At 60.9% G+C, this 25,656-nt stretch carries 29 protein-coding genes and 1 tRNA gene; 4 read left to right on the plus strand and 26 right to left on the minus strand.

All coding sequences use genetic code 11. The features are described 5' to 3' along the window. Nucleotides 1–77: 77 nt before the first annotated feature. From adhP to OU993_RS03630, 6 genes are all read right to left on the minus strand, one after another. Entirely contained in the window at nt 78–1,106 is a 1,029-nt protein-coding gene (gene adhP / locus OU993_RS03605; RefSeq protein WP_268154887.1) for an alcohol dehydrogenase AdhP, read from the minus strand. A 131-nt stretch (nt 1,107–1,237) separates the two neighbouring features. After that, complete coding sequence (locus OU993_RS03610; RefSeq protein WP_268157490.1) at nt 1,238–1,654, minus strand: MAPEG family protein; 417 nt, start codon at nt 1,652–1,654, stop codon at nt 1,238–1,240. An 82-nt stretch (nt 1,655–1,736) separates the two neighbouring features. Further along, nucleotides 1,737–2,099 (minus strand): hypothetical protein, encoded by a 363-nt coding sequence (locus tag OU993_RS03615; RefSeq protein WP_268154888.1) that lies wholly within the window; start codon nt 2,097–2,099, stop codon nt 1,737–1,739. Nucleotides 2,100–2,199: 100 nt separating this feature from the next. Beyond that, the gene (gene guaB, locus OU993_RS03620) at nt 2,200–3,693 is read right to left on the minus strand and encodes an IMP dehydrogenase (RefSeq protein ID WP_268154889.1); all 1,494 of its coding nucleotides are present in this window, start codon (nt 3,691–3,693) and stop codon (nt 2,200–2,202) included. A gap of 172 nt (nt 3,694–3,865) precedes the next feature. Then, nucleotides 3,866–4,369, minus strand: coding sequence for a ferritin-like domain-containing protein (locus OU993_RS03625; protein WP_268154890.1), 504 nt, complete (start codon nt 4,367–4,369; stop codon nt 3,866–3,868). A gap of 161 nt (nt 4,370–4,530) precedes the next feature. After that, nucleotides 4,531–5,517, minus strand: a complete 987-nt coding sequence (locus OU993_RS03630; RefSeq protein ID WP_442792924.1) for an MBL fold metallo-hydrolase — start codon at nt 5,515–5,517, stop codon at nt 4,531–4,533. A 231-nt stretch (nt 5,518–5,748) separates the two neighbouring features. Between OU993_RS03630 and OU993_RS03635 the strand changes: the two genes are divergently transcribed. Then, nucleotides 5,749–7,155, plus strand: a complete 1,407-nt coding sequence (locus OU993_RS03635; RefSeq protein ID WP_268154892.1) for a DHA2 family efflux MFS transporter permease subunit — start codon at nt 5,749–5,751, stop codon at nt 7,153–7,155. 9 nt (nt 7,156–7,164) lie between these two features. Here the strand turns inward: OU993_RS03635 and OU993_RS03640 are convergent, their stop codons facing one another. Together OU993_RS03640 and OU993_RS03645 are read right to left on the minus strand one after the other, a co-directional pair. Then, complete coding sequence (locus OU993_RS03640) at nt 7,165–7,902, minus strand: RlmE family RNA methyltransferase (RefSeq protein ID WP_268154893.1); 738 nt, start codon at nt 7,900–7,902, stop codon at nt 7,165–7,167. Beyond that, nucleotides 7,899–9,563, minus strand: coding sequence for a Ppx/GppA phosphatase family protein (locus OU993_RS03645; RefSeq protein ID WP_268154894.1), 1,665 nt, complete (start codon nt 9,561–9,563; stop codon nt 7,899–7,901). Before OU993_RS03645 ends, OU993_RS03640 begins: the two co-directional genes overlap by 4 nt. A gap of 432 nt (nt 9,564–9,995) precedes the next feature. Between OU993_RS03645 and OU993_RS03650 the strand changes: the two genes are divergently transcribed. Further along, nucleotides 9,996–10,069 (plus strand) — tRNA-Gln (locus OU993_RS03650). Between the two features lie 59 nt (nt 10,070–10,128). Here OU993_RS03650 and OU993_RS03655 read toward each other — a convergent pair. The 7 genes from OU993_RS03655 to OU993_RS28815 all read right to left on the minus strand — a co-directional run bounded on the left by OU993_RS03655 (nt 10,129) and on the right by OU993_RS28815 (nt 14,914). Further along, nucleotides 10,129–11,160, minus strand: coding sequence for a tyrosine-type recombinase/integrase (locus OU993_RS03655; protein ID WP_268154895.1), 1,032 nt, complete (start codon nt 11,158–11,160; stop codon nt 10,129–10,131). Next, nucleotides 11,150–11,332 carry a hypothetical protein gene (locus OU993_RS03660; protein WP_268154896.1) on the minus strand — a complete coding sequence of 61 codons (183 nt, stop codon included), beginning with the start codon at nt 11,330–11,332 and terminating at the stop codon, nt 11,150–11,152. The genes OU993_RS03655 and OU993_RS03660 overlap by 11 nt, the downstream gene beginning before the upstream one ends. A gap of 156 nt (nt 11,333–11,488) precedes the next feature. Next, on the minus strand, nt 11,489–13,438 hold the full coding sequence (locus tag OU993_RS03665; protein ID WP_268154897.1) for a prohead protease/major capsid protein fusion protein: 1,950 nt from the start codon (nt 13,436–13,438) through the stop codon (nt 11,489–11,491). Nucleotides 13,439–13,440: 2 nt separating this feature from the next. Further along, nucleotides 13,441–13,989, minus strand: a complete 549-nt coding sequence (locus OU993_RS03670) for a hypothetical protein (protein ID WP_268154898.1) — start codon at nt 13,987–13,989, stop codon at nt 13,441–13,443. A gap of 112 nt (nt 13,990–14,101) precedes the next feature. Continuing rightward, the gene (locus tag OU993_RS03675; RefSeq protein ID WP_268154899.1) at nt 14,102–14,377 is read right to left on the minus strand and encodes a hypothetical protein; all 276 of its coding nucleotides are present in this window, start codon (nt 14,375–14,377) and stop codon (nt 14,102–14,104) included. Beyond that, on the minus strand, nt 14,374–14,682 hold the full coding sequence (locus tag OU993_RS03680) for a hypothetical protein (protein WP_268154901.1): 309 nt from the start codon (nt 14,680–14,682) through the stop codon (nt 14,374–14,376). Before OU993_RS03680 ends, OU993_RS03675 begins: the two co-directional genes overlap by 4 nt. A 49-nt stretch (nt 14,683–14,731) precedes the next feature. Beyond that, on the minus strand, nt 14,732–14,914 hold the full coding sequence (locus tag OU993_RS28815) for an Arc family DNA-binding protein (RefSeq protein ID WP_442792860.1): 183 nt from the start codon (nt 14,912–14,914) through the stop codon (nt 14,732–14,734). Between the two features lie 98 nt (nt 14,915–15,012). Between OU993_RS28815 and OU993_RS03685 the strand changes: the two genes are divergently transcribed. Continuing rightward, nucleotides 15,013–15,309, plus strand: a complete 297-nt coding sequence (locus tag OU993_RS03685) for an Arc family DNA-binding protein (RefSeq protein WP_268154902.1) — start codon at nt 15,013–15,015, stop codon at nt 15,307–15,309. Between the two features lie 100 nt (nt 15,310–15,409). After that, on the plus strand, nt 15,410–15,658 hold the full coding sequence (locus OU993_RS03690) for an AtpZ/AtpI family protein (RefSeq protein WP_268154903.1): 249 nt from the start codon (nt 15,410–15,412) through the stop codon (nt 15,656–15,658). 56 nt (nt 15,659–15,714) lie between these two features. On the opposite strand, the gene OU993_RS03695 is transcribed toward OU993_RS03690, so the two are convergent. From OU993_RS03695 to OU993_RS03745, 11 genes are all read right to left on the minus strand, one after another. Continuing rightward, nucleotides 15,715–16,161: a hypothetical protein gene (locus OU993_RS03695; protein WP_268154904.1), complete on the minus strand. Its 447-nt coding sequence runs from the start codon at nt 16,159–16,161 to the stop codon at nt 15,715–15,717. Next, complete coding sequence (locus tag OU993_RS03700; protein WP_268154905.1) at nt 16,133–16,390, minus strand: hypothetical protein; 258 nt, start codon at nt 16,388–16,390, stop codon at nt 16,133–16,135. The genes OU993_RS03695 and OU993_RS03700 overlap by 29 nt, the downstream gene beginning before the upstream one ends. Nucleotides 16,391–16,684: 294 nt before the next feature. Beyond that, entirely contained in the window at nt 16,685–18,724 is a 2,040-nt protein-coding gene (locus tag OU993_RS03705; RefSeq protein ID WP_268154906.1) for a phage tail tape measure protein, read from the minus strand. A 4-nt stretch (nt 18,725–18,728) separates the two neighbouring features. Continuing rightward, complete coding sequence (locus OU993_RS03710; protein ID WP_268154907.1) at nt 18,729–19,238, minus strand: hypothetical protein; 510 nt, start codon at nt 19,236–19,238, stop codon at nt 18,729–18,731. A 119-nt stretch (nt 19,239–19,357) separates the two neighbouring features. Continuing rightward, nucleotides 19,358–19,771, minus strand: coding sequence for a hypothetical protein (locus OU993_RS03715; RefSeq protein ID WP_268154908.1), 414 nt, complete (start codon nt 19,769–19,771; stop codon nt 19,358–19,360). A gap of 73 nt (nt 19,772–19,844) precedes the next feature. After that, nucleotides 19,845–21,092, minus strand: coding sequence for a helix-turn-helix domain-containing protein (locus OU993_RS03720; protein WP_268154909.1), 1,248 nt, complete (start codon nt 21,090–21,092; stop codon nt 19,845–19,847). 713 nt (nt 21,093–21,805) lie between these two features. Continuing rightward, nucleotides 21,806–22,747 carry an alpha/beta hydrolase gene (locus tag OU993_RS03725; RefSeq protein ID WP_268154910.1) on the minus strand — a complete coding sequence of 314 codons (942 nt, stop codon included), beginning with the start codon at nt 22,745–22,747 and terminating at the stop codon, nt 21,806–21,808. Nucleotides 22,748–22,838: 91 nt separating this feature from the next. Next, a complete protein-coding gene (locus OU993_RS03730) occupies nt 22,839–23,273 on the minus strand; it encodes a GlcG/HbpS family heme-binding protein (protein ID WP_268154911.1) in 435 nt (144 codons plus the stop codon). Nucleotides 23,274–23,302: 29 nt separating this feature from the next. Next, nucleotides 23,303–24,070, minus strand: a complete 768-nt coding sequence (locus tag OU993_RS03735) for an ABC transporter permease (RefSeq protein WP_268154912.1) — start codon at nt 24,068–24,070, stop codon at nt 23,303–23,305. Further along, nucleotides 24,067–24,837, minus strand: coding sequence for an ABC transporter permease (locus OU993_RS03740; RefSeq protein WP_268154914.1), 771 nt, complete (start codon nt 24,835–24,837; stop codon nt 24,067–24,069). Before OU993_RS03740 ends, OU993_RS03735 begins: the two co-directional genes overlap by 4 nt. Continuing rightward, a complete protein-coding gene (locus OU993_RS03745) occupies nt 24,834–25,655 on the minus strand; it encodes an ABC transporter ATP-binding protein (RefSeq protein WP_268154915.1) in 822 nt (273 codons plus the stop codon). Before OU993_RS03745 ends, OU993_RS03740 begins: the two co-directional genes overlap by 4 nt. Nucleotide 25,656: the final 1 nt, after the last annotated feature.

A 25,656-nucleotide genomic window follows, 5' to 3' on the forward strand; every position in this document is an offset into this window, starting at 1 on the left:
TTAAACTTCTGTCAGGAAGAGAACAGAAAGACGCCGCCCCTTGAGGGCGGCGCCGAAATCCCGAAAATGTGATCCGCTCAGGCGGCGAGATCCAGCACGACACGCCCGTCGATCTTGCCTTCCTCCATGCGGTGGAAGATCTCGTTGATGTTTTCGATCTTGTCCCAGGAGAAGTGCGAGGCGACCTTGCCCTCTCCGGCAAACATCAGGCTTTCCTCCAGATCCTGGCGGGTGCCGACGATGGAGCCACGCACCGTGATGCGCTTCAGGACCGTGTCGAAGACCGGCAGCGAGATAAAGCCCGGCGGCAAGCCGACGAGAGACATCGTGCCCTTGGCGCGCAGGAAACCATAGGCCTGCTCCATCGCCTTCGGGGAGACGGCGGTGACGAGCGCGCCGTGCACGCCGCCGGTTGCCTTCTGCACCTGCTCGATCGCATCGGATGCCCGGCCATTGACCGTGACATCGGCGCCGAGCTTTTTCGCAAGCTCCAGCTTGTCATCAAAGATATCGGCCGCCACCACATGCATGCCCATGGCCTTGGCATATTGCACGGCCATGTGACCGAGACCGCCGATGCCGGAGATGACCACCCATTCGCCGGGACGCACCTCGGTTTCCTTCAATCCCTTGTAGACGGTCACGCCAGCGCACAGGACCGGTGCGGCCGGGCCAAAGGCCAGATTGTCCGGCAGGCGACCGACATAATCGGGATCGGCAAGGCCGTATTGCGCAAAGGTGCCGTTGACCGAATAACCGGTGTTCTGCTGCGAACCGCACAGCGTTTCCCAGCCGGTGCGGCAGGGGTTGCAGCAGCCGCAGGCGGTGTGCAGCCACGGCACGCCAACCCGATCGCCTTCCTTGATCCGCGACACGCCAGCGCCGAGCTTGGCGACATACCCCACGCCCTCATGACCCGGAATGAACGGTGGGTTCGGTTTGACCGGCCAGTCGCCATTGGCGGCGTGCAGATCCGTATGGCAGACGCCGGTCGCTTCGTATTTGACGAGGATCTGGCCCGGGCCCGGTTCCGGGATCGGCATTTCCTCGATCACCAGCGGCTTGCCGAATTCACGCACCACTGCTGCCTTCATCATCTGCGCCATGATCTTCTCCTTGTCGGAACACCGGCGCCCCGTGACGCCGCAGAAACTTGTACCGGGCGATCCTTCGCCCGGTTCGAGTTCTAAAGGAGATGATGATAGGCCAGTTTGATCTGCCGCAAAGGCCTTGCGGTTCAGTTGAAGGCCAGCCAGATGCCGAGCCAGATCCACAGCAGCGACAGGCAGACAACGCCGGCGATAAAGGCCGGGCGGCGGTGGCGGATCCGGTTCGTCGTTACGTGAATATAGGCGTGCAGATAACGCGAAACGACGAAACCCCAGGCCAGCGCCACCGTGGCGAGGTTATCGCCCTGCACCACATAGAGCGTGACGCAGACGATGTGGAAGAAGATCGGCAGCTCGAACTGGTTTTTCAGGTTGTTGTGCACAAAGAGGCTGTCTTCCGGCTCCTTCAGGTTCTCGCGAAACTGCGAGACCGTTGCACGGCCCGCCTTGACCGCCGCCACCCGCCGGCGCGACAGGAGCACGTAGAGCGTAAAGACCAGCATCACATGCGCAATCATCGGCCAGATCATGGCTTCATTGGTTATCATGGATCAGGGGTCTCCGATGTTTGCTTGACGAACGGTGATCGCGGGCAGATCGCCCGCGATCGTTTGCGTTATGGCCCGCTCACTTGCGCAGGCGCAAGACTTCCGTGCCGGCACCGTCTTCGCCGGAGATGGTCCATACGCCATCCAGTACGCCACCACGCTTCACCTGGTAGATGACCAGACCGACACTGTCGCCCAGGACATAACCGGCAGCAAAGGCATCTTCATGCAACATGCAGATACCGACGGACTCGGTCGACCCGGTCTTCCATTCGATCGAGCAGGTGGTCTCGCTCGTCAGCTTGATTCGTGCCGTTCCGCTGTATTTCGAGCCGTCCAGATTGGTGCCGGAGACATCGTAGAGCCCGGCCTCGACCGTCTGCGCCTGTGCATGGGACAGGGACGCTGCGGCAAACAGAGCGCAAGCAAATAATCTCTTCATGTATTCCCCCAAGAATGCCGGCAGGATCGCCGACGACGGGAGAATAACCGAGCGCGGGCGGCTGGCAATGGGCCGCCGCCCGTCGTTCATCGCAACCGACTTAACTGCCGGCGCCCGGATAGTTCGGGCTTTCGCGGGTGATCGTCACACCGTGCGGATGGCTTTCACGCAGGCCCGCACCGGAGATGCGCACGAAGGTGGCCTTCTGCTGGAAATCCGGGATATCCCGGCCGCCGACATAACCCATGGCTGCCTTCAGGCCGCCAGCGAGCTGATGCAGAACCGCAGAAACCGGTCCCTTGTAGGGAACCTGGCCTTCAATACCTTCCGGCACCAGCTTCAGCGTGTCGCGCACTTCCGCCTGGAAATACCGATCTGCCGAACCGCGGGCCATGGCACCGACGGAGCCCATGCCGCGATAGGCCTTGAAGGAACGGCCCTGGTACAGATAGACCTCGCCTGGGCTTTCATCCGTGCCGGCGAGCAGCGAGCCGACCATGACGGCAGAGGCGCCGGCGGCAATCGCCTTTGCCACATCGCCGGAAAATTTGATGCCGCCATCGGCGATCACCGGGATGCCGTGCTTGTTGGCTTCTTCCACCGCGGCCATAACGGCGGCGAGCTGTGGCACGCCGACACCGGCCACCACGCGCGTGGTGCAGATGGAGCCCGGGCCGATGCCGACCTTGATGCAATCGGCGCCGGCATCGATCAGCGCGCGGGTACCGTCACCGGTTGCGACATTGCCGGCGATGATACGAACGGAGTTCGTCATCTTCTTCACCTCAGCCACCGCATCCAGCACCTTTTGGCTATGACCATGCGCCGTATCGACGACGATCACGTCGACGCCGGCCTCGATCAGCCGCTCGGCCCGCTCGCGCCCGTCGTCGCCGGTGGAGATGGCTGCCGCGACACGCAGGCGGCCCTGCGCATCCTTGGAGGCATGCGGGTTCAACTGCGACTTCTCGATATCCTTGACGGTGATCAGGCCGATGCAGCGGCCTTCATTGTCGACCACCAGCAGTTTTTCGATGCGGTGCGAATGCAGAAGCCGCTTGGCCTCCTGCTGCTCGACACCGTCCTTCACGGTGACGAGGTTTTCCCGCGTCATCAGTTCATAAATCTTCTGATTGGGATCGGAGGCAAAACGCACATCGCGATTGGTCAGAATGCCGACGAGACGGCCGGGGCGGCTTGCTCCTTCCACCACGGGGATACCGGAAATGCCATGCGCGCTCATCAGCGCCTTGGCTTCGGCAAGCGTTGCTTCCGGGCCGATGGTGACCGGGTTGACCACCATGCCGCTTTCGAACTTCTTCACCTGGCGAACCTGCTCCGCCTGTTCGACGGGCGTCAGGTTGCGATGGATGACGCCGATGCCGCCGGACTGCGCCATGGCGATGGCCAGCCGTCCCTCGGTCACCGTGTCCATGGCCGACGAGATGATCGGGAGGTTGAGCTCGATGTCCTGGGCAATGCGCGTTGCGATATTCGTCTGGCCCGGCATGACTTCGGAATGACCGGGCTGCAGCAGCACGTCGTCGAAGGTAAGCGCTTCTGCGCCGGTTGCGGATTCTACAATGCGTGCCATGCCAATTTCCTTCAGTAAAGGAAGTCCGTCCGGTCGGGAGGCCACCGGATGCGGTCTTCGGGAATGGGAAGTTGGCGAGGGCTGGTAACACGCTTTCATGAGGATGAAAACTGCCATCGGCTGCAAAATGCTGCGCGACGGCAGAATTTCATCCTCACGTCATGATCCGGCATCAGTTGCGCGCCGCACAGCGCTCGAAGGCCGGCAGGTGATTGTTCTCCGAAGCCGCCCGCAGAGCGTCGAAAACGCGCAGGATATCCGCATGGTTCGCGGCAGCCGGCATGAGTTCCTTGGCATAAAGATCGCGGTTGGCGATTTCCGCCGAGACCCCCAGACGACAGGCCTCCGCCAGCGTGGCCGGCACCGCGGTCTTGACGCTAGCGGAGCCGAGGCTTGCATTGACGGGCACCTCGATACCGTAACGCTGCATCAGGTCCGTCAGGGCCGCCGCATGTTTGCGCTCGGCCTCGATGATGTTGACGAAAGGCCGAACCGCACCGAACTTCGCGATGACCGCATCATAGAAGGCCTCGGCATTGTATTCATCTTCCAGCGCCCGGATGAGGGCCTGTTCGGCCTTGAGATCCAGCGGCGCGGCATGCGCGGTGGCCGTGTAGAAGACCCCGGACAAGAGGCTGGCGGCGCACAGGGACAGAATGGAAAGACTGCGTTTCATGATCGATCTCCTCGGTGATGATGGACACAGGCTAACAGCGCCGTCCCGCATACCCGCGTGATCCAGATCAATATGAACAAAATCTAATCCAGCATGACCAAACGGTCATGTTCCGGCCGGCGCTTGACAGCGCCGGCCTTCTTCAGGCTTTCAGCCGAGGTTCAGATCTCGAACTGGTAGCTCTTCGGCACGAAGCGGTAACCCGTCTCCTGCTTTTCGACGTAACCGACCGCCGGGAATGGCATGTGGTAGCCGACGAAAGCCACCTTGTCGGTGGCGATCATGTCGAAGACCTTCTTGCGGGTCGCCGCCGCCATTTCCTTGTTCATGTCGAAACGCACTTCCCAATCCGGACGCTGTAGCGACAGAACGAAGTGGTTGGCGGTATCGGCTGTCAGGATCAGACGGCGTCCGCCGGATTCGATGTTGTAGATCATGTGGCCCGGCGAATGGCCGAAGGCGGCCATGCTGGTAATGCCCGAGACCACCGAGGCACCGTCACCGATGAAGGTCATCTTGTCGGCGAGCGGCTTGACGTTGGCAAGCACCGCCTTGTGCCCCCCCTCTGCCGGCGTGCCGACACGCGCCGTGTTCGTCCAGAAATCATATTCCGCCTGCCCGGTGACATAACGCGCATTCGGAAAGGCCGGTTTGCCGCTTTCCATCAGGCCGCCGATGTGGTCGCCGTGCAGATGGGTCAGTACAACGACCGTGACATCCTCCGGCTGGTAACCGGCGAGCTTCATGCCATCCTGAAGACGGCCCATGCCATTGGCGCGACCCCCAGCCCCAAAACCGGTGTCGAAGAGGACAACCTCGTTGCCGGCCTTGATCAGCGTCGGCGCGAAGGAATTGACGAAATTATCCGCCGGCAGGAAGTTTTCCTGAAGCAGCGCACCAACCGTTTCCGCGCTCTGGTTCGTGCCGAAGATTTCGTTGGGCTTTCCGGACGCACGCGCGCCATCACGCACCACCAGGACCTCAAACTCGCCCACCTTGAACATATCCGTCGGCGGCGGCATTGTGGCTGTCATCTTTCCATCCGCGGCAGCCGGCTGGCTGCTCTGTGCCATTGCTTGTCCCGACAGGATTGCCGGTGCGGCCAGCATGCTTACCCCTGCGGATCCCAGAAGGGCCCGCCGTCCCATTGTCACCTGTGCCATCTAAAACCTCCGCAACGCGGGACCGTAACCGCGCCTTGCCATGTTTGTGCCTGGTTTGAACTTCCGGTCGTTGGCAGAGATATGGTGCCACAGGTCGCCGAAAACCGGTCTCACGTAGTCGTGATTCCCCGTTCAGGAACCTGTGATTGTTGTGGCAATACGCGTTTGGCCGGCGTAGGTAAGAACCAGCATCCCCTCATGATGATCCCTGCCCCCATGAACCGCATCGTTCCGCTCATCCTCGCCGTCGCGCTCTTCATGGAGCAGATGGATTCCACCGTCATCTCCACGGCCCTGCCGGCGATCGCGACCGATCTCGGGGTCGGACCGATCACGCTCAAGCTGGCGCTTACCTCCTACATGGTGGCGCTGGCCGTCTTCATCCCGATCAGCGGCTGGATGGCCGACAAGTTCGGCGCAAAATCGATCTTCCGCCTGGCCATCCTGGTGTTCATGGTGGGTTCCATCTGTTGCGCGGTCTCGTCATCCGTCGTGGAATTTGTCGTGTCCCGTTTCCTGCAAGGCATGGGCGGCGCCATGATGACGCCGGTCGGGCGCCTGGTGCTGTTGCGCACGACGGAGAGGAAGGATCTCGTCTCGGCCATGGCCCTTCTGACGATACCGGCGCTTGTCGGGCCACTGACCGGCCCGCCCGTCGGCGGTTTCATCACCACCTATTTCACCTGGCACTGGATCTTTCTCATCAATGTGCCGGTCGGCGTGATCGGCATCTGGCTTGCCACCATCCATCTGCCGGAGATTGAGCGCCGCGAGACGCCGCCACTCGACATCACCGGTTTCCTGCTGATTTCGCTCGCCGCTGCCGGCACGGTCTTCGGCCTGTCGGTGGTGAGCCTGCCGGCCCTGCCGCCCGCCGTCGGCATTGCCACCACGGCGATCGGCCTGATCTGCGGCGGGTTATACCTGCGTCACCAGCGGATACACCCGGCGCCGATCCTGGCTTTGTCCTTGTTTCGCAACCAGGCCTTCCGGGCGGCAACCGCCAGCGGGACGCTGTTTCGTATCGCGACCGGCGCGGTGCCCTTCCTGATGCCGCTGATGCTGCAGCTTTCCTTCGGCATGACACCTTTCCAGTCGGGCCTCACCACCTTTGCCGGCGCGCTCGGAGCGCTCACCGTCAAATTCGTCGCCAAACGGCTGTTTGCCGCGACCGGTTTCCGCACCACGCTGATCGGCGCAAGCGTGGCGGGGGCAGCGACCACCGCCGTCAACGGACTGTTTACGGAGGCAACGCCGCAGGCGCTGATCATCCTCTTCCTGTTTGCCTCGGGGCTGGCGCGTTCGATGTTCTTCACCGGCACCAATGCGCTGAGCTACTCCGAGATCGAGGACCACGAGGCAAGCCAGGCCACCTCGATCAGCTCCGTGCTGCAGCAGGTCAGCCTGGCGCTGGGCGTGGCCTTTGCCGCCTTCGTGCTGGAGGCCTCGTCCTACCTCTCCGGCTCGCACCTGCAGCTCGCCGATTTTCACCTGGCCTTCTATCTGGTGGCCGGCGTGTCGCTGGCCGCACTTCTGCCGCTGCTGTCGCTGCCCGCCAATGCCGGCTCCGGCGTTTCCGGCCATCGGCGTTACCAGCAGACAGCCGAGGTGCCGGGGGAATAAGGGAGGCGTTTACGCCTCCGCCTCATCCGCCGAAGGAACCTCTTCGTCGGCGGCATCCGGACGCACGGCGCGGCGCCCCTTGAACCCCTTGGCCAGCAGGAACATCTCGACCGATTCCGAGCGGGACGAGGCCGGCTTGATGTGCAGGACCTGGCGGAAATTCTGCTTCAGAAGCGTCAGCAGCTCGCGCTCCGTGCCGCCCTGGAAGGTTTTTGCCAGGAAATGGCCGCCCTCGCCCAGAACCTCGATGGCGAAATGCGCCGCCACTTCACACAGATGCATGGTGCGCAGGTGGTCGGTCTTCTGGTGGCCGGTGGTGGGGGCCGCCATGTCGGACATCACGAGATCCGGGGTGCCGCCAACCGCCTCCATCAGGAGGTCCGGCGCGGCGGGATCGAGAAAATCGAGCTGCAGGATCTTCACGCCGGGGATCGGCGCCATTTCGAGGAAATCGATCGCGGCGACCCGGACATCCTCTTCCGTCGAGCCGGTGACCTTGGCGGCAATCTGCGACCAGCTGCCGGGTGCGGCGCCCAGATCGATGATGCGCCGCGCGCCCTTCAGAACCTGGTGTTTTTCGTCGATTTCCAGAAGCTTGAAGGCGGCGCGCGCGCGATAGCCTTCAAGCTTTGCCCGCTGCACGTAAGGATCGTTGATGTGACGTTCGAGCCAGCGGCGCGACGACGCCTTCAGCTTGCCCTTCTTCACCTTCTGGCCGAGCTTGCGGCCGATCGGCGTCTTTGTCATCGGCTCTTCTCCGGAGCTTCCTGTGCGTTCAGTTCTGCCTGGCGGCGTCTCAACCGACGCCAGACACCATCATCGGCCATCATATCCGTCAACAGTCCTTCGCGCAGGCCGCGATCGGCCACCCGCATGCGCCGGCTCGGCCAGCGCCGGCGGATCGCCTCCAGAATGGCGCAGCCCGCAAGCACCAGATCGGCACGATCCGGCCCGATGCAGGGGTTGGAGGCGCGGCCCTCGAAATCCCAGGACAGAAGTTTTGCCTGCATGGCAGAAACCTCCTGGTCCGAGAGCCAGAGTCCATCCACCTTGCGCCGGTCATAACGCGGCAGATCGAGATGCACGCCGGCAAGCGTTGTCACCGTGCCGGAAGTGCCGATCAGATGAAAATCCTCGTCGCCGCTGCTGAGGCCCGGGCAATGAAACCCTTCCAGCATGGTTTCCACCTCGGCAACCATGGCCGCGAAGACATCCGGCGTCACGTTGCGTCCGCCGTGGCGTTCGGAGAGGGTCACGACGCCGACTGGCAGCGAGGTCCAATGGGTGATGTGGTTCGCCAGCCGGCTGGAGCGGTTGTCGCGGATGCGGATGACGGCGATTTCCGACGAGCCGCCGCCGATATCAAAGAGCACGACGGAGCGGGCCTCGCGCCCGACCAGCGACGAGCAGCCGGAAACGGCAAGCCGCGCTTCGGTCTCGCGATCGATGATTTCGAGCTTCAGCCCCGTCTCGCGCGTGACCCGTTCAAGGAATTCCTCGCCATTGGCCGCGGCACGGCAGGCTTCGGTGGCGATCAGCCGCATTTTGCGGATCTGCCGTGTGGCGAGTTTTGCCGCGCAGACGCGCAGTGCTTCGACCGCACGATCCATGGCTTCGGATGACAGGCGGCCGGTTCTGGCAAGCCCCTCGCCCAGGCGCACGATGCGCGAAAAGGCATCAACGACGCGGAACTGGCCGGGCCGCGTGGGCTGGGCAATCAGCAGGCGGCAATTGTTGGTGCCGAGATCCAGCGCGGCGTAAAGATCGTCCGGGCCGGAGCGACGGCGCAAGGAGTCCGCGCTCTCGACATCCGGCTGCGGCCGTGCGTGATGGCCACCATAATGACTGCCGCGATGGTCCGGCGCGCTGCGTGCCGATGGTGCCGGGGGGGGCTGGTCGCCGCGGTTGACCGCCGTTTGACCCTGCTTGCTGGCAGGCCCGTGATGTCCTTGGTGTCCCTGATGCCGACCGCCGCCCTTGCCATGCTGCGGCTTGCCGTGCGGCACGAGCGGGCGCCCCTGCGGGCCACGGGCCTCGCTTTTCTTTTTGCCGCGGTTTCGCCGGCGCCCGGCACCCGGTTGAGGGCTGGAGCCTGGCGTTTCCTGAGACGGCTGTGGCGCACGTTCGGCAACCGCATCCTGCACCGAGGAGGGCTGACGCCCGCCATCACGTACGGCTTCCACAGCGCGCGCACGGCGCCGCTTGCGCTTGCGGGGCGGTTTGGTCTCCTGCGTTTCAGGACGTCGGGCAGCGTGGCTGTCGATCGAATCGCTGCCACGCACGACGGGAACGGCGGCAGGCGGCTTGCCGCCCCGCTTCCCCTTCCGCCGGCGGGCGGCTTTACCACCCGGCCGGTTGTCTGCCGACGCCCCGCCTTCGGGCGGCTTGCCGCCGCTGTCGGGGTTCATCACGGATCTGTCCATCTGGCCGCGCAAGAGCGTGTTCGGAAAAGCCCGCTGCGGCACTCATCTGTTTCGTTGCCCCTAGGATAACAGTGACGGACGATTTCGCCAATGGCTTTGTCACGCGCCCGAGCAATGCCGTCTGCAAGGGAAGGTAGCAGGAGACGAGAACAGGATAGGCTGAGGCCATGCCGCCTGAAGAACATGCCCCTTCCCCACCAACACCACCCGGCACCAAACCCCAAGACGCCGTGTCCTGCCGCCACACCGATTCACCGCCTCGGGACAACTGTCGAAAAAGTGTCAAACGCCCCTTGATCACCCGGCAGAATCTGCTAGAAAGCGCCCACGAAGCGGTCGGGCATCGCCACACGGACTTTCGTTGCACGGCAACAAAGGCTGACCGCTCCAATCCTGAGGCAAACCGCCTTGGACGATTGGGGAATAGTTCAATGGTAGAACGACGGACTCTGACTCCGTTAATCTTGGTTCGAATCCAGGTTCCCCAGCCACTTGATTATCCTAGCGTTTTTCCCTCCGTTCAGCAGAACATTTAAGGTCAGTTGGAAACTCAGTTGGGAGATTTTGTTCTCGCTTCGAGCTTCCGGATTGCGTTTTGAGCAAGCTGCGGATCGCGGTTGAGGTAGTGCGCGTCAAGAATCGACCGCACGTCCCGCAGGCTGTGTCCGGTGATGGTCGCGATTTCCGCCTCGGTGCATCCGGCGATCGCCAGGCGCGTGACAGCCGTTCCCCGCAGATCGTTGAAGGTCACACCCACGACGCCAGCCTTTGCGCAGGCCTTGCGCCATGACGTGCGGAAGCCGTCCGGTGTCCATTCCTCGCCGTCGCTGTTCAGCAGCACCTTGCCGATCTTCTGGCGAGCTGCATCAAGTGCTGCCTTCAGCGGCGCCCCGACCGGGATCACCACACGGGTGCGTGTCTTGCCCTGGACGAGGCGAATGGTCTCGCCATCATATTGCGGCCATGTCAGCATCAGGAGGTCCCCCTGCCGTTGGCCAGTCCACAGCGCCAGGATCAACGCCAGATGTAGGTGCAGCGGCGCAAGGGCCAGGAAGGCGGCCTCGTCGGCATCCGTCCAGACAATTTCGGCGCGCGAACCGCGATACAGGCGCCCGCCCTTCTCACACGGGTTCGCCACCACCAGGCCGCGCCCATGTGCCCAGGACAGGATTCGCGCCAGCACCTGCCAGCCGTAATCGGCCTGTCGGCGCGATGCCTTCGCCCGCTCGTCCCGCCACGCCATGAAGATCGCGCGTGCGCGCCGGTCCCCCAGCGCCGACAGCGGAAACGTGCCGAACTTGGCTTCGACGACCTTGATGAGTTTTATGTAATCCTTCTGGGTTCGCGGCGCGAGGTCATCCCAATCAGCGCTGTCCTGAAACCCGTTGAGGATCGTCTGCAGCGTCCCGGCCTGCGGCTGCACCTTGCGCGCCACGGCTTCATTGTAGGCTGCCATGAATTCGTGATCTCCCGGCCTTCCCGGAAGCCGTGGCCCGCCCTTCCAGGCGTACCAGTATGTCACCGTCTCGCCGTTCGCGAGCGTCTTCCTGACCTTGTTCAGCCCTTTGAGCTTAACGCGCATTGTCCCGCATCCATTTATCGAGGGCGTCGTCGGAGGCCGCCGCCTCGCTTGCCGCAACGATCACGATCTTGGAGCCTTCGATCTCGATCCGCCCGACAGGAACGCCGCCCGCGCGCGTGGCTTCGATGGCCCGCGTGAGATCCGATTTTCTGAAGGTTGAAGCTTTGGCCATCGTCTCGCGTCCGTGTGAAAAAATGGGTGCCTCGCCATCCGCTAAGAAACAAGGCACCCGGCCAGAAGAGGAAGCTGGCCAAATGGGGAGAGGCAGTCCAGAACCTCGCCCCGTTACCCGCCCGGCCGCGCTAGAAGCCGGACGAATTCCGTGTGATCAGGACCCGTTCCAGGGGTTGAAATAGGCCGCCCGGAAGTCGAAGGGAGCGCAACCGAAATCGAGAACACAACGCATTTCCGTGCCCAGGACGTTCCACCCGTTCTGCGATTCCACCTGCGGGCCGTTCTGTCCGGACAGGTATCCGTGCACCAGCGCCGGGCGCTGCTGCGGTTCCGCAAACAGCCACCATCCAAAACCGTCGTAACGGTTTTCGACTTCCACCCGCAACTTGCCCGCAAAGGGGTTCACGTTGCTGGTGCTGGTGGCACTGATCGAGGCGACGAACTTTTCCGCGACCGTTTCCATCTTCGGACCCACCAGGATCACCGCAGGCGTCACGCCAGCCGTTCCCGTGCCGTTGATGTTCTTCTGAAGCCGCATCGCCGTCCGCGCCGCCGTCACACTGGCCTCGTCAATCGTCGAGCCAGATGCGGCAAGGTTGCCGTGGTCGGCATGGAACAGCGGAAGCGTATCGTCCATCGTCGCGCCGCCGTAGGAATTGGCGGACAGGACACCGAACAGAAGATCGCCTTCCGTCTCCGCTGCCGACTGAGCAAAGGCACTCAGAAAATCGGTGAAAGCGCCGAGATCGTCATTGATGATTGCCTGACGCGTCAACGCGAACATCTTGGCGTATGTATCAATCTTGAGGCCCTGCCCGCTTTCCTTAAGCGTGCCATACTTGACCTCTCCTCCTTCAGGAACCTTTTCCAGACGCGGCGCTTCGCCAGGCCGAATGAAGGTCATGCGGCGGAAATCCTTCACGTCGCGCTGATGCGAAAGCCGCTTGATCGGCGAAGCCATCGGCGTGTAGCGATCGAGCAGCGCTCGGTTGCCGGCGGCCTGGAGAAGCAACGGGAAATCGGAGGTCGTGTGCGAGCGGACGCCGAATTCCATATTCGGGCCGCGGCCTTCGACGAGGTAGCCAGCCACATCGGCATCATTCCAGCCACGCACCGAAACGCCCTGCGCTTCCAGATAGCTGCGCCCGACCTCGATCAGGCTCGCACTGCGGAAGGGGTTGCCCTCCGGAGTGACACCACCGGACAGACGCGCCGCCAGCACATCGACCACATGGCCCCGCAGTTGATCGGCATCCGAAGGCCGATCACCGCCACCGTGGATCGGAGACGTGCGGGTGCGGTTCGTCCGCTCGTCCAGCATCCGGAATACGATGTTCCGGGCTTCGTCGATCGAACGCACACCATCGAATTCGTCTTCGATCTCTGCCGAGCGCAGGCCGTTGCGGATGGCCAGCGCCTGCAGGTCATCGAGCTGCCGCTGAAAAGCACGGGTGCGCGGAACCACCGTCCGCGTGCCGTCATCGTCATCGTCGTCATTCAGCGCACCGCGCTCGTTCTCCAGCTCGTTGCCCTGCTGGTCGTGGATCTGGTCACGCGCGGCCGCACGCCGCGAACCTCCGGTTCGTCCTGCCATTGTAACACCTCGTATTGTTGCGTTAGGATCTGCCGGCACACTCACCAGCGAGACTTCGATCGGCTCCCAGCGTGTGGCCGTCAGAAGCGTCGAGCCGTCAGACGCCCTCTGTTCCTCGTAATCATGAATGCGGTATCCCACGGATACCTTGTTCACGATGCCGCTGCGCACCAGGTCGAAGGCGTGGCGCCCGCGTTCACTGTCGGCAAAGGCAATCTTCACCAGCAGGCTGCGGCCTTCGATCTGGTGTTCCACCACCTGCCCCAGCGTGTTGAGAATGCTGGAGCGGTCATGCGTGTCGATCACCGGAAGCAGCTTCATCCGTCCGGCGTCGATGGCAGTCCGCTGGCAGCGAAGAAGCTCCGAACCGTACCAGGTGCGAACGGGCGTTTCCGTTGCAGCCACCGCCCACACTGTACGCTGTTCTTCGTCCAGCGTATCCGGCTTGAACGACCAGTTCCGCCGCAGATTGTCCGTGTCGGGCGCCTTGCGCGTTGCGGACTTCGCCATGGTCAGGCCTCGCCATCGCTGATCTTGCGGAAACCATCCGCGTCGATTGACCAGCCGCGCAGACGCAGCGTCTCGACGAAGAGGGAGAACAGTGGTTCAAGATGGATTTCGGTCACGACCGGATAATTCTTGCGGTAGTCCGCAACCGCTTCGGAGCTGCAAACCCACGTGGAAAACGACCACTCAGGAACACCGCCAATCAATCCTGAAGCCTTCGGCAGACCTTTCGCGAGAACCAAATAAAAGTCTGATGTCTCAGCACTTGCGAGGCGGTCGTTGATGTAGTGGCGGAGGCCATGGCGATAGGAGGTCTGCAAGGCGCCCGCAATTGCCCACTGCCCCATGGGCAAAACCATGCCCAACGTATCCTGAAGGAACCATCCGAAAGCATCAGAGACCGAATAGAGGCGCCGCGACACGGTGCCCTCTTTCGTGGACTCGCTTTGACTATGCGTATCCAGGAAAGGCAGCTTGTTGAGCTGGATAGCATTGCGGATGGTGGCAGTGGTGGTGCCGACGATCTCCGCAAACACCGAGAGGCGAACTTCCATGGCGCGAACTCCATTTCGCATACTTCAATATGCGCATATCAGGCGCGCAAACTTCGCGCACGTCAATATTGCATACTAAAATATGCGATAACGTTTCTGTGTATAAAGCCAATCAATGCCGGGACACCGGGTCAGGCAGCGGCGCCCCGGTCATCACCGTTTGCGGCCATTCGCAGCCGTCCGGCATTTCGAAGGGCACAACGGGCGCACCATCAAGCACCCCAATCATGCCCCGCCGCGTCATCTCGACGAGCATCAAATCCGCCTGATAGGTGAAGGCGGAAAAGATCCACCGCAGTTGACCGTCATCCAGATCGGCAATCCTTGTTTTCGTCAGCCGCTCGAACAGGCCTTCGAAATCTTCCTTCCGGGTAAGATCCATTTTCACGACGCCGCCCCTTCCGCGCCGCTATCAGGCAAAGCCAGGCACGCCTCGTCGATGCCGGTCATCGCCTTTTCAAGCGGAGCTTCAATCCCTTCCAGCACCTCGATGACATCACGGGCGCGCAGCTTGAAGGTCTCGACATCCACGGATACACGCTCATCAAGATCCTGAAGCGCAACAGTTGCCAGCCGAGTAACGGCCAGAACGCGGCGCAGATCGAGGTAAGCCGCATCCAGCAGCTCTTTTGCGGTCTTGTCCTGATGGCTGGCACCATTCGCGCAGCCGGCTTCGCTGGGTGTGTTGAACATCCCTGCAATCCTTCCTCAATGTGGGTTGATCAATTCCGACGCTGGTTTGTCAGGCCGTAGCGTCGGCTTTTTGCGTCTCTGGCTGTGCCAGTTCGTATGCACGTGTCAGACGGAAAACGATTTCCGAATTCATGGAGCGACCATTTTCCGTCGCGGACCGCTTGATGGCTTCCCGCAGTCCGTCAGACAGGCGCAGAGGAAACTTATCCGATCGTCTTGTTTGCTGGATCACTGCTCACTTCCTTCGAATATGATGTCATTAGGACACCACCGCAATATGTCCTAAGGACATTATTGCCGTCAAGCATAAAATGATGTCATTAGGACATCATGGCAGAAGATCAAAATCGAACCTTTCAAGACAAGTTCATGCTGCGCTTTCCAGAGGGGATGCGCGATCGTATCCGACAAGCTGCTGATGAGAACGGGCGATCGATGAATGCCGAGATCATCCACCGCCTGGAACAGACGTTCGCGGCGCCGGAGACGGAAGCAACCACGGAAAGGACTCAGAGCGCCCGCGAAGTTGCCATGGAGCTTGCCGAAGAACTCGCGAAGCTTCCCCAGTTCATCGAACTGGCACGCGGTCTCGACAGGATTCGCAAGGAAGAGAAAGACGAATCCTGAGTGCCGATAACCTGATATTTCCGGAACTCAGGTCGCCGCATCTCTCGACAGGCAAGCACAAGTCTGTTTCACTCTTCGATATTCAATCGAGGGCTGCACCATGAACAAGATGCTGATCAATGCGCTTGACCAACTCAACAATCTGCTTGCGGCGGCGCTGATCATCGTCTGCGCTGTGGTCGGGTATAGCTACGACAGCATGAACGGCACCATGCCAACCTTCACCATCATCGGCCTCATTGCCGGCTTTGCTCTTGCCGCTGTCGTGTGCGGGCTGCTGGCAACGCTGATCGAGATCGAGAAGCACCTGCGCAAGCTGGCCAGCGGGCCGGCCATTAAGGCCGATTGAAGCCGCCTCCAGTGTCTGGACTCGGGATTGCGACACCTCAGAATGGCTCGCGCCTTTTACTCATCGGATGGCGCCTTACCACCCAAAACGCTTATCATAGAGGTCACAAGCTTGCCAAACCAACTGGTATCAGACCATTCTCCGGTGAGAACGACCCTGACCAAAAAAGACCCAGCGAGTAGAACCGCCACCAGCACTAATAGGTGAAGTACGCCGCCGAATGCGAGCGTTACAACTGCGGCAGTCAACAATATCGTCAGCAGAACAACCGTTGCACCAACGCCAAAATTATAGCTTGCAGCCACACGTGCTTCAGAACGGTCGCGCTGATCAATGATTTTTTCGGCCAATTCGGGATTGGTTTCCGCTAACCGGCGAAGCTCTGAAATCTCGTTGGCATGATAATGAAGGTTATTGATAGCAAGAAAACGGCCGCCATCACGGCGACCGTTCTCATTGTCTTGTGAAACGGGATCACTTCCGGAAGGTAGATTTTCCGTCATGCTCTTTTACGTTTTTCCCGGTCTTTGTATCGTCTCGTTCCGCACGTTCCGTATTCTGGTGACGCATGCCACCAAACAGGTCGGTTGCGTTGCGCACAGCATCTCGCAACGGAGCAAAGGTCATAACGTCGTTGACACCCCTGCGGAACGCGTCACGGTCGATCCTTACACTCTGAGCCATCACATTCGCCTCCTGCATGGACTTTTTGTTTTTTTTCATACGTTGCATATAGGAATTAACTCGGCAAGAGCCAGTACGTTTCCGAGGCAATTCGACGCGTATCAACTCTATATCACGAAGCTTGTGTGAGGAAATTGTCGCAAATCATCGTGAATTTTTGGTGTCCTAGTTCCGTTGGAGTCGGATTTTTTAAGCTGCGCTTGAAGGCAACCGGCTAATTTCGCCAGTTGGTGGGAAAACTCCCCACCCACGGGAAACGGTCCGAAGTCCGGACCGTTTCGAATCCTTTCGGAAAGGTTTTCCAAGCCAACTTTTTCCGCAAACATTCTCCCGAAGAATGTTTCACCGAGGCCCGAAACCTTCCGGCGGCATGCTTCGCCCGGTATCGGCATTCACCGCAGGCTTGCCCGGCATGCCCCCCATCGCGGCGCCGGCGGCACTCGCACCGCTCACCTGCACTTTCGTCGCTCCCAGCTCGCGGATGGCCTGCCGAAAATCCGCAATGACAGAGCGCAGACCGTCCACCAGGCTGCTGCCGCTTTCGTCCAGCGCCTGCGCGCCCTTCTCGATCGCCTGCCCTGCCTTTTCGCCGCTGTCCGCCGTCTTTGCCGAGGCCGCCTCAAGCCGTTCGGCAAAACCCCGGAAAGGATTCATGCCGTTCAGGTCGGCCATCCGGTCCACCGCCATCTGCCGGCCGGAGCCGTAAGCCGCATATTGCGCCTGCAGATCCGTTGCCACGTAAGCGGGTGTCGCCGCCGCTTGCCGCTGCACCTCGGCAAGTGGCAGACCCGGCTCAAAGAGCGGCTTGCGGGCGCCACCTGCTGCGAACGAGGGGCGAGGAATCGGGATCGGAGCATCGCCGTTCGGCATGGTCTTGACCGTGTAGCCGCGCCCGCCGCCGGGAAACTCCGGCAACACCACGGGCACGCCCTGCCGCCCTGTCGATGCTTTCGGCCTGGAAGGATCGCCTTCCGGGCGCCCGTAACGCCAGTTCCAGTATTCCGCCACATAGGCCGGATCACGATAACCGCCTTCATAGGGCAGTTGCATTCGCTCCTCTTCCGTCAGGAAGGGGTTCCACTGCTGCGCAAGGCTGTAGCCGCGCTTTCGTTTGCCGGCGTTGAGAGCCGTCGAAAGATCCAGCTTCTTCAGCTCGTCGTCGATGAGCGGTTGAAGTGCGGGGGCAATGGCGGCGCCGATCCCGGTCTTCAACTGGTTGAGGCTTTCGGTCAGCCTGTCGATGGTTGCCTGTGTTTCGCCGAGCAGACGCTGGTTATCGCGCTGCACGCTGCCATCGACACGGGAGCTGTTGATGATGGCGATGACTTTCCGATAGGTCTCGACATCGCCGATCAACGACAGCATGCCCTGCTGATACTCCACGTCACCAAAAAGCTGAGAAATCTTCGACAAGTCGCCTTTGAGAGCTTTTCGCGCGAGGTCGATGAACGCCTCGAGCGGCTTTTGACCCGCAGCTGCGCGCTTCTTCATTTCGGCTTCAAGGTTGATGCCGAATTTTTTGAAGCGGTTGCGCGTTTCCTCGGAATTCATCTTGGCCAGGATGTTTTCCATTTGCGTCGCAGCCTTGGAGGCATTGGACGTGTGTGCCCGAAGCGTCTGCATATAGGCAGAAAGTTCGCCGATCGCCTCCGTTCCCGTGTAGCCCAGGGCTGCGAACGAGTTGGCGAAACCGGGAAGATAGGTTGCCATGTCCTTTGCTTCGAAAGAACCTGCCTTGCCGGCTTCGTTGATGATATCGAAGGCCCGCTGCATCTCATTGGCGGAAATCTTCAGCGCGCCGGCCGCCTGGACGGTAGTGTTTGCCATTTCCGCCGCGGAAGATCCGGCGGCCTGCGTCGTCGCCAGCACGGACGGCAGGAAGGCCATAGCTTCCTTGAAACCCATGCCCGCACTTGTCATCACCTGCAGCGCGTCATGCACTTCGGAGAGCGGCAAGGCGAGCGCCTTCGCCTGCCGCTGCATCTCCTGAAGCGCTTCGTCCGTCTCTTCCTTCGAGACGCCCGCCGTGAGGCCGATCCGCGTCATCTGCCGTTCCAGAGCGGCAAAATCGACGATGGCGGATTTGACGCCTGCCCCTACCGCCGCCGCACCGATGCCGGCCACGCCCGCACGCACGGCCACGGCTGCCGCCTCCATCTGCGAACCAACCTGCTTCATCTGCTGCCAGGCGAAGCCGTTCGCCCGCCCGGAGGTCGCCCGGTTGATGGATTCCACCTTGCGATTGAATTCCGAGGCGGTCTTGTTGAACTTCGAAATCTGCCGTTCTACCTGCCCCATGCGCAGCGCGACGGATTTGAACGCCTTGTCGGTATTGTCCTTCGCGCCGATCTCAACCTCGGCTTTGATCTTTCTGTTTGCCATCGTCTTACCTTCCCGTCAGTCGTGCGAACGCGCGATCGATGGCCCTTTCCGCCTGCGGATAGAGATGCTCTTCGATCAGTTGCGCCACCACTTCGAGATACAGATCCGGATTGTTCGTGATGGCGTTGGCGGGATTTGCGCCGTGCAACTCGCGAATCTTCTGGCGCTTCACATACTGGCCGGGCTTGCGGCTGCTTTCCGGTGCAGAGGTCATCTGCGTTCCGGCGATGCGCTTGAAGACGCCCGCATGGCCGCTTTTCATGCCGGCGATGAAAGCGCCCTCGTATTCGCCGCGCGTGTTAACATAGGTCCCTGTGGCAGCCTGCACCGCGCCCAGCTTGTAGAGCGCAATCCATCCGGCGGTAAAGGTTACATAGGCCGTGTTGCCCCCAGCGTTGAAGGCCGCCGTCGTCATGTCACGCACAAACGGTTTCGGCATGTTCGTGTGTTCTGCAGCACGATCAACCAGCCGCGCGCGCGCCATGCGAACCAGAACGCGCATGGCCTGATTCATGGCCGCCGTTTCCAGCTTTCCTTTCGATGAGCGTTCGATCCCTTGCCGAAGAGCTGCTATGTCGCGGCTCATGAGGTACATTTGCAGAGACATGGCCTTACGTCCTTTTCTGCTGGTGCTCAAAAGCCGCCACGCATTCGGCGGCCCAGTGGGCGATCTCGGAAACCGTCATTCGCTGGACGCTTGCGGCGTCGAATCCGAACTTGAAGACGAGCCAGCGGGCTGCGTCTCTTGCGCGATCCTCTCCATAAAAAACCGTTGATGGCGTTCTCCAGGCGCCCGGCATCGACGGCAGAGATCTGCATGATCGCCCGGTAATCCGGTTTCACGACAAGGCGCTGCGCATACTGGTCGATCACTTCCGGATGACGAACGACGATCGTTCCGGAGGCCGTTGAGTGGAATTCGAACGGGCGCCCGAGGCCCGCCATGAAGAGATCCACATAGGAGGGTTCGCGCAGCTCGATCTCATCGAAGGGTTCATAACCCGGTGCTTCGTAACGGCGGGTAAGCTTCACGGTGATGCGTGACATGGAAAATTATTCCTCTTTTTCAGTGTGTTGAGTCAGGTCAGATCAAGTCAGGTCAGGTCAGTCAGGTCAGATTTTAGACCCCATTCACTAGAAAACCCGCGGACGCGTCCCGGCCCGCATGGCCGGCATCAGGGGGAAGGACCCGCGACGGGGTGCGGGCGCCCAGGTGGGCCGATGGCCCGCCCTTCGGAAACCAGACGACGCGAACGGCGTCCGGGAGCTTCATCCATGGCCAGCCGCGATCGCTAAAGGCGCACTGCCATTCGTGGTACAAAACCGAGTCGACCATCACGGCTTCCATCTCCGGAAGCGTTGCCTGTTCGACGGCTGGAACATGCGTTCCCTTGCCCTCCGCAGCCTGGTGGAACATGAAGTTCACTTTCGGCCATCCGTGCCGCGCCTGATGTTGCATGGCTTCACGCTTTCCGATCGGTGTCCCGGCTTGGATCTGTTTGGCGATGAAGGCCGGAGGCGTCGGTAACTGCCCAGGCCCTTCCTTGAGCGCCTGCAGAACGTGGTGCGTCCAGAGCTTGCCGTAGGGCGCCGCCTGCACCGTGTCCGGCGCCTTCTCGACGACATCGGGCACCGCTTCCCACAACCTTTGACGCAGATAGGTCGATGGTGCTGGCGTGTGATCCTTGCCCTGTTTCCGAAGCAAGGCGATCCACGGATCTCGCTTCGCCAGCGCTGCCGCTTGGTCCTCGGGCGACATGTCCAGCCATTCACGTTCGGCCTTCTCCGGAGACATGCCTGCGAAGTTCGGCCATCCGTTGATGAGCTTCCGAAAAGCCCGGATCGAGGCCTTGCGATCGAACTGCGGAATTTCCGCACTTGCCCCATGATCCTCAGAAATCGCCTCTCTCGTGCGCGCATGCGCGCTGAGAGGTTCTTCTTCTGATGGTTCTATGATGGTTTGGGTGAAGCCGGCTTCACCTCCTGGTGCGTCATTTTTCACCCCTTCGGCTTCAGATTTCACCGGGTGACAATTTGTCGGGGGTGAAGATTTTTCACCCCCTGCAGAAGCTCTGGAAGGCACGTAATCGTCCGGCAAGCTTTCGAGCTTCCTCAGGTCGATGACATATTTGTTTGCCCCGCTCGGTCCAGCATTTGGCCTGATCAGGATGAACCCACTATCAGCCAACTTACGGATGCAAAGCTGCACATTCCGGTCACTCATCCTTGCCTTGCTCGCAAGATATGGCACGCTTGGAAAAGCTGCACCGTGATCATTCGCATTGTCAGCGAGCGCCAGCAGGAGAAGGAGTTCGCCGCCCTGCACCGGGGCCTTGCTCCAAACCAAAGACATAACCTTGATGCTCATGACAGCACCTCAGTCTTAGTTGGAACTTCGTCTGTAACCCTTTGATTTTTCATCGGGCGCTTTCTCCATATTTGGAGAAAAACGCTAGTTTTTACATCACGACGCGGGGGACTCTGACTCCGTTAATCTTGGTTCGAATCCAGGTTCCCCAGCCAACACTTCAAAGAAATTAAAAATCAATTAGTTATCAGTGTTAGCGTACCTCTGTTGGTACCGCATTATGTACCTCAAATCGCCTCAGCTTACTTCTTCAGCGACACTGTCATCACGGTCGAGACAAACCTTATGCTCCGGTTCGTTGCCAGCGACGTACCCCAATTCAAACCGTTCCCTCCCCGCAAGGAGGCCAAACCGATGAATTGAAGTCCAAGATAGTCGCCGCCCTTGATGCCCTTTAAATCCGTGAATACAACCAGCATCAATCTAAGCTACTGGCAACACCTGTTCAGAAGCAGCTGGCCAGACGTTGAGTAAACAACCAACGCGTGGATGCTGTGAATGCTCAATTCTAGGACGCTGAGCGGACACTCGGCCTGTTAGCAAAGAGCGGCAGTTTTTGGGGCAACTCGCAGTCTCGACGAATGTCGGCATTGGAGGCGCAAAGCGGTCATTGCGTGCGGGCCGCGAGTAGCGCATCACAATTGCGTTGCCAGCGTCGAGATTAGACACTTAATTTGAATTCTGACCACCGGCTTCTGCTTAACCCGATGTGACTACTTCGCAGCGTTCTGTCGGATGAACTCCAGGATATCGGGGCCAAGGCTCTCATCCGCTGTGCCGAAGTGCTCGATGATCGAGATATGGTTGTGCCCAAGCGCAGTCTTGTAATTCGGCAGCCTGCCGTCACGATTGAAAAGGGCATCGATCAGTCTCTTGTTCTGCCGCTGGATAGACGGCATGTCATACTCCGCGACCGCGATGAACACCGGCAGTGTCCGGTCGCCGATGTGACGGATGATCGACATCTGCGGGTACTGGCTTGCTTCCTCGCCGTAATAGACCTTGTCCTGCGGGCCGAGATCTTCTGCATCCGCCGTCGGAATGGAGATGAGGATCAGTCCACGCGCTCCATCGTGAGTGTTGACCACCGAAGTGAGGAAGCCATAGGTGGCGGCATGGGTTGCCCCCGCCGAATTGCCGGATACGAAGATGGACCGCGTGTCGCCGGAATGGGCGGACGGGTTGTTGCGTAACCAGGCGACCGCTTTGCCCATGTCCTCCCCACCGGCGGGAAAACGCGCCTGCGGCGCAAAGCCGTAATTCATCAGGGCGGTGACGATGCCGTGCTGCGCAAAATAGTAACCGACATGCGCGACATCCTGCTTGTCGCCGCGAACAAAACCACCGCCATGAGCAAAGACAAGAATGGGCATTTTGGCCCCGTTTGTCGTCGAGGGCACATAGAGATCCAGCTTCTGTCTCTCGCCGCTGCCATAGGCAATGTCTTTGCTGACGGTGACGCCTCCCTTCGACGCTGCCTCGTGAAGTGGACGATAGAGTGTGGTTATACCCTTGACGACATCCGGCCCAAGTTTGTCGCCAAAGGCCCTGACGCCTTCTGCGATTTCCGGCGGATTGGCAGACATCTGTGCATGGGCAGCCGAGCCCATAGCGATCCCCGCCAAGATGGTCAGTATTCCGTAAACTGATCGCATGTTTTCCTCCCTCATGCGTGAATCCTGTATCCGTCTGACGCAAGCCTTTGGAGAGGCGCCGCCTCCTCGCGGCAACCTCTCCCGCAAAGGTTTACGCAACACCCTCCGGCGCGGCGCGGAAGCCAGCCTTTTCGATGCCGACGACGGCGCAAATCTCGTCATTGTCGCCAATATCGCCGGAAATTCCGACGGCGCCCATCACCACGCCTTGCGCATCCACGACCAGAACGCCGCCCGGCGATGGAACCATACGCCCGCCGCTGACCGTCGCCAGAACGGTAATGAAGGCAGGGTTCTTGGCCGCTCTCTCCGTCAATTCTCGCGTACCAAAGCCCATGCCAAGCGAGCCCCACGCCTTGCCATAGGCGATGTCGAAGCGAACGATGCCGGCGCCGTCCTCGCGCTTGTAGGCAACGAGATGGCCGCCCGCATCGAGCACGGCAACGGCAAGCGGTGCAAGTGAGCGTGTGCGCGCCTCGGCAAGGGCGGCGTCGATGATGGTCGTGGCGTCAGAGAGCTTGAACATGACAATATCCGATTTTGTGACTGGTGAGATTAGCGGCTGGTGGCCTGCCAGCGCAGAAGCCGCCGTTCGGCAGCCGACAGGAGGCGGCTACCGACAAGGCCGATGGCGCCCAGGATGACGATGCCAGCAAACAGGTCCGCCGACCGGAAACTGCGGCTCGCGAGCAGAACACTCTGCCCCAGGCCTTCGCGGCTGGCCAGCATTTCGCCGACAACCGCCAGGATCAGCGAGATGGTCAGACCGAGCCGGAGGCTGGCGAGGATCATCGGCATGGCACTGGGCAGGGCCAGTTTCCAGATGATCTGCAGGCGCGTGAGACCGAGCACAGCACTCACCTCGTAAAGCCGCGGCTCCATGGCCGCAAAGCCGTGGATGGTGGCAAGCAGCATCGGCCAGAGTGCCCCAAAGGCAATCACCACCAGCACCATCTGATCCGAGAACCCGAGAAAGGCGATGGCGATCGGGATCATCGCGGATGCCGGCAGCGGGCGCAGCAGTTCCAGCGTCGGCGCGATGTAGGCGCGCGCCCGGCGCGACACGCCGATCAAGGCACCGAGCATGATGCCGACGAGCGATGCGAGCAGCCAGCCGAGCAGCATGCGCTCAACCGTCTCCAGCGTCTGTCCGAGAAGTGGTCCGCCACCGAGACCGTTGATCAGCGACGTCAGGGTCCGCTGCGGGCTGGGAAAGAAGATCGGCGAGACGAGCTTTGCATCGGTGATCAGCTTCCAGACGAGGATGAAGGCCGCAAGTCCGAGTAGGCCAAGCAACAGCCTGCGCAAGGAAAGGTTATTCATCGGGACTCTCCCTTCGCGAAGGCAGGAAAGAAGTGGTGCTGTGCGGCGTTCAGCATCAGGCTCATCAGCCAGCCGATCGCGCCGATCCAGATGAGGTAGGCAAACATTTCCGCCGGCCGCAGCGCCTGCTGCGCCATCATGATTCCGTAACCGAGACCGAACGGGTTGGCGGTGATCTCCACCGTAACGGCGACGACAAGAGCATAACCCGCGGCCAGTTTCAGCGACATGAACAATTGCGGCAGGATGGCCGGAAGAACGATCTTCGTCAGCCTTGCCAGGAAACCGAGCTGCAACATAGCCGAGACCTCCATCAGCCGCGGCTCGACCTCTTTGACCGCCGCCCTGGCCAGCACGACAGAAGGCCACAGAAGGCCGAGCGAAATGATGACGATCTCCATGCGCGCTCCGAAGCCAAGAAGCATCATGACCACCGGAATGAGCGCAACCACGGGAACGGGCCGCAGCAGTTCAATGGTGAGGTCCAGCACATCATCCACCAGACGGAAAAGCCCCAGCACAATACCGAGCAGGGAGCCTGCGCCGACACCGACAATACAGCCGCAAAGGGCCGCCATCAGCGTGTCAAGCGTCGCCCGCATCAGGGATCCATCCGTCAGGACCGCGAAGAAGGCGGCGACGATCGCAGCCGGGCTTGCCAGACTGTCGCTCTCCAGTTGCGTCGCGGTCGCGGCCACCTGCGCCATAACGATGACGAAAACAGGAAGCAGAGCGGCGCGCCAGCCGTTTCTGAGGGCAGATCTCATTGGTGATCGTCCTTGATGAGATCGTAAAGTTCACGCCGGAGCCGCAGGAATTCCGGATCCTCGCGGGTGACGAGCTGATCGCGCGGCCGCGGCAGACGCACCTCAACCGTGCGGCCGATACGGCCCGGATTGGGCTGCAGGCAGACAATGCGATCACCCAGGTAGATCGCCTCCTCCAGATCATGAGTCACAAAGACCATGGTCGCGCCCGTCGTGGCGACAAGCGCCAGCACCTCGTCCTGCAGCGCCTGGCGGGTCATCGCATCCAGCGCGCCAAAGGGTTCGTCCATCAGAAGAACCTTCGGCTCCTGCGCGAGACAACGCGCAATCTGAAGGCGCTGCTGCATGCCGCCCGACATTTCCGAAGGATATTTGTCCGCATGCCGACCAAGGCCGATTTTGTCCAAAAGCTCGCGGATGATGACTGGTCGCTCCTTCGCAGGGCAGCCGCGCGCCTCCAGCGCCAGCGATACGTTTCCGGCGGCCGTGCGCCAGGGCAGAAGAGCCTTGCCGTAATCCTGGAAAACGATCGCGACGGAACGATCCGGCCCGCCAAGGACTGCTCCGTCAAGTTCGACAGTGCCCGTCGTCGGTCTTGCAAGGCCTGCCAACATCCTGAGCAAGGTCGTCTTGCCGCAGCCCGACGGCCCGATGATGGAAATCGTTTCACCCGCTGCGATATCGACGCTGATACCGCCGATGATCTGCAGCGCGCCATAGGAGAGTGTGACATCGCGAATGCGGATGCGTGGCTGCTCGGCCGGCGCCGTGGTCATCGCGACCTGTCCGGCCTGGAGAGAGGCGTGTGTTGCGGCCATG

Source organism: Rhizobium sp. SL86 (genome assembly GCF_026672545.1).
In the GTDB taxonomy this organism is placed as follows: domain Bacteria; phylum Pseudomonadota; class Alphaproteobacteria; order Rhizobiales; family Rhizobiaceae; genus Neorhizobium.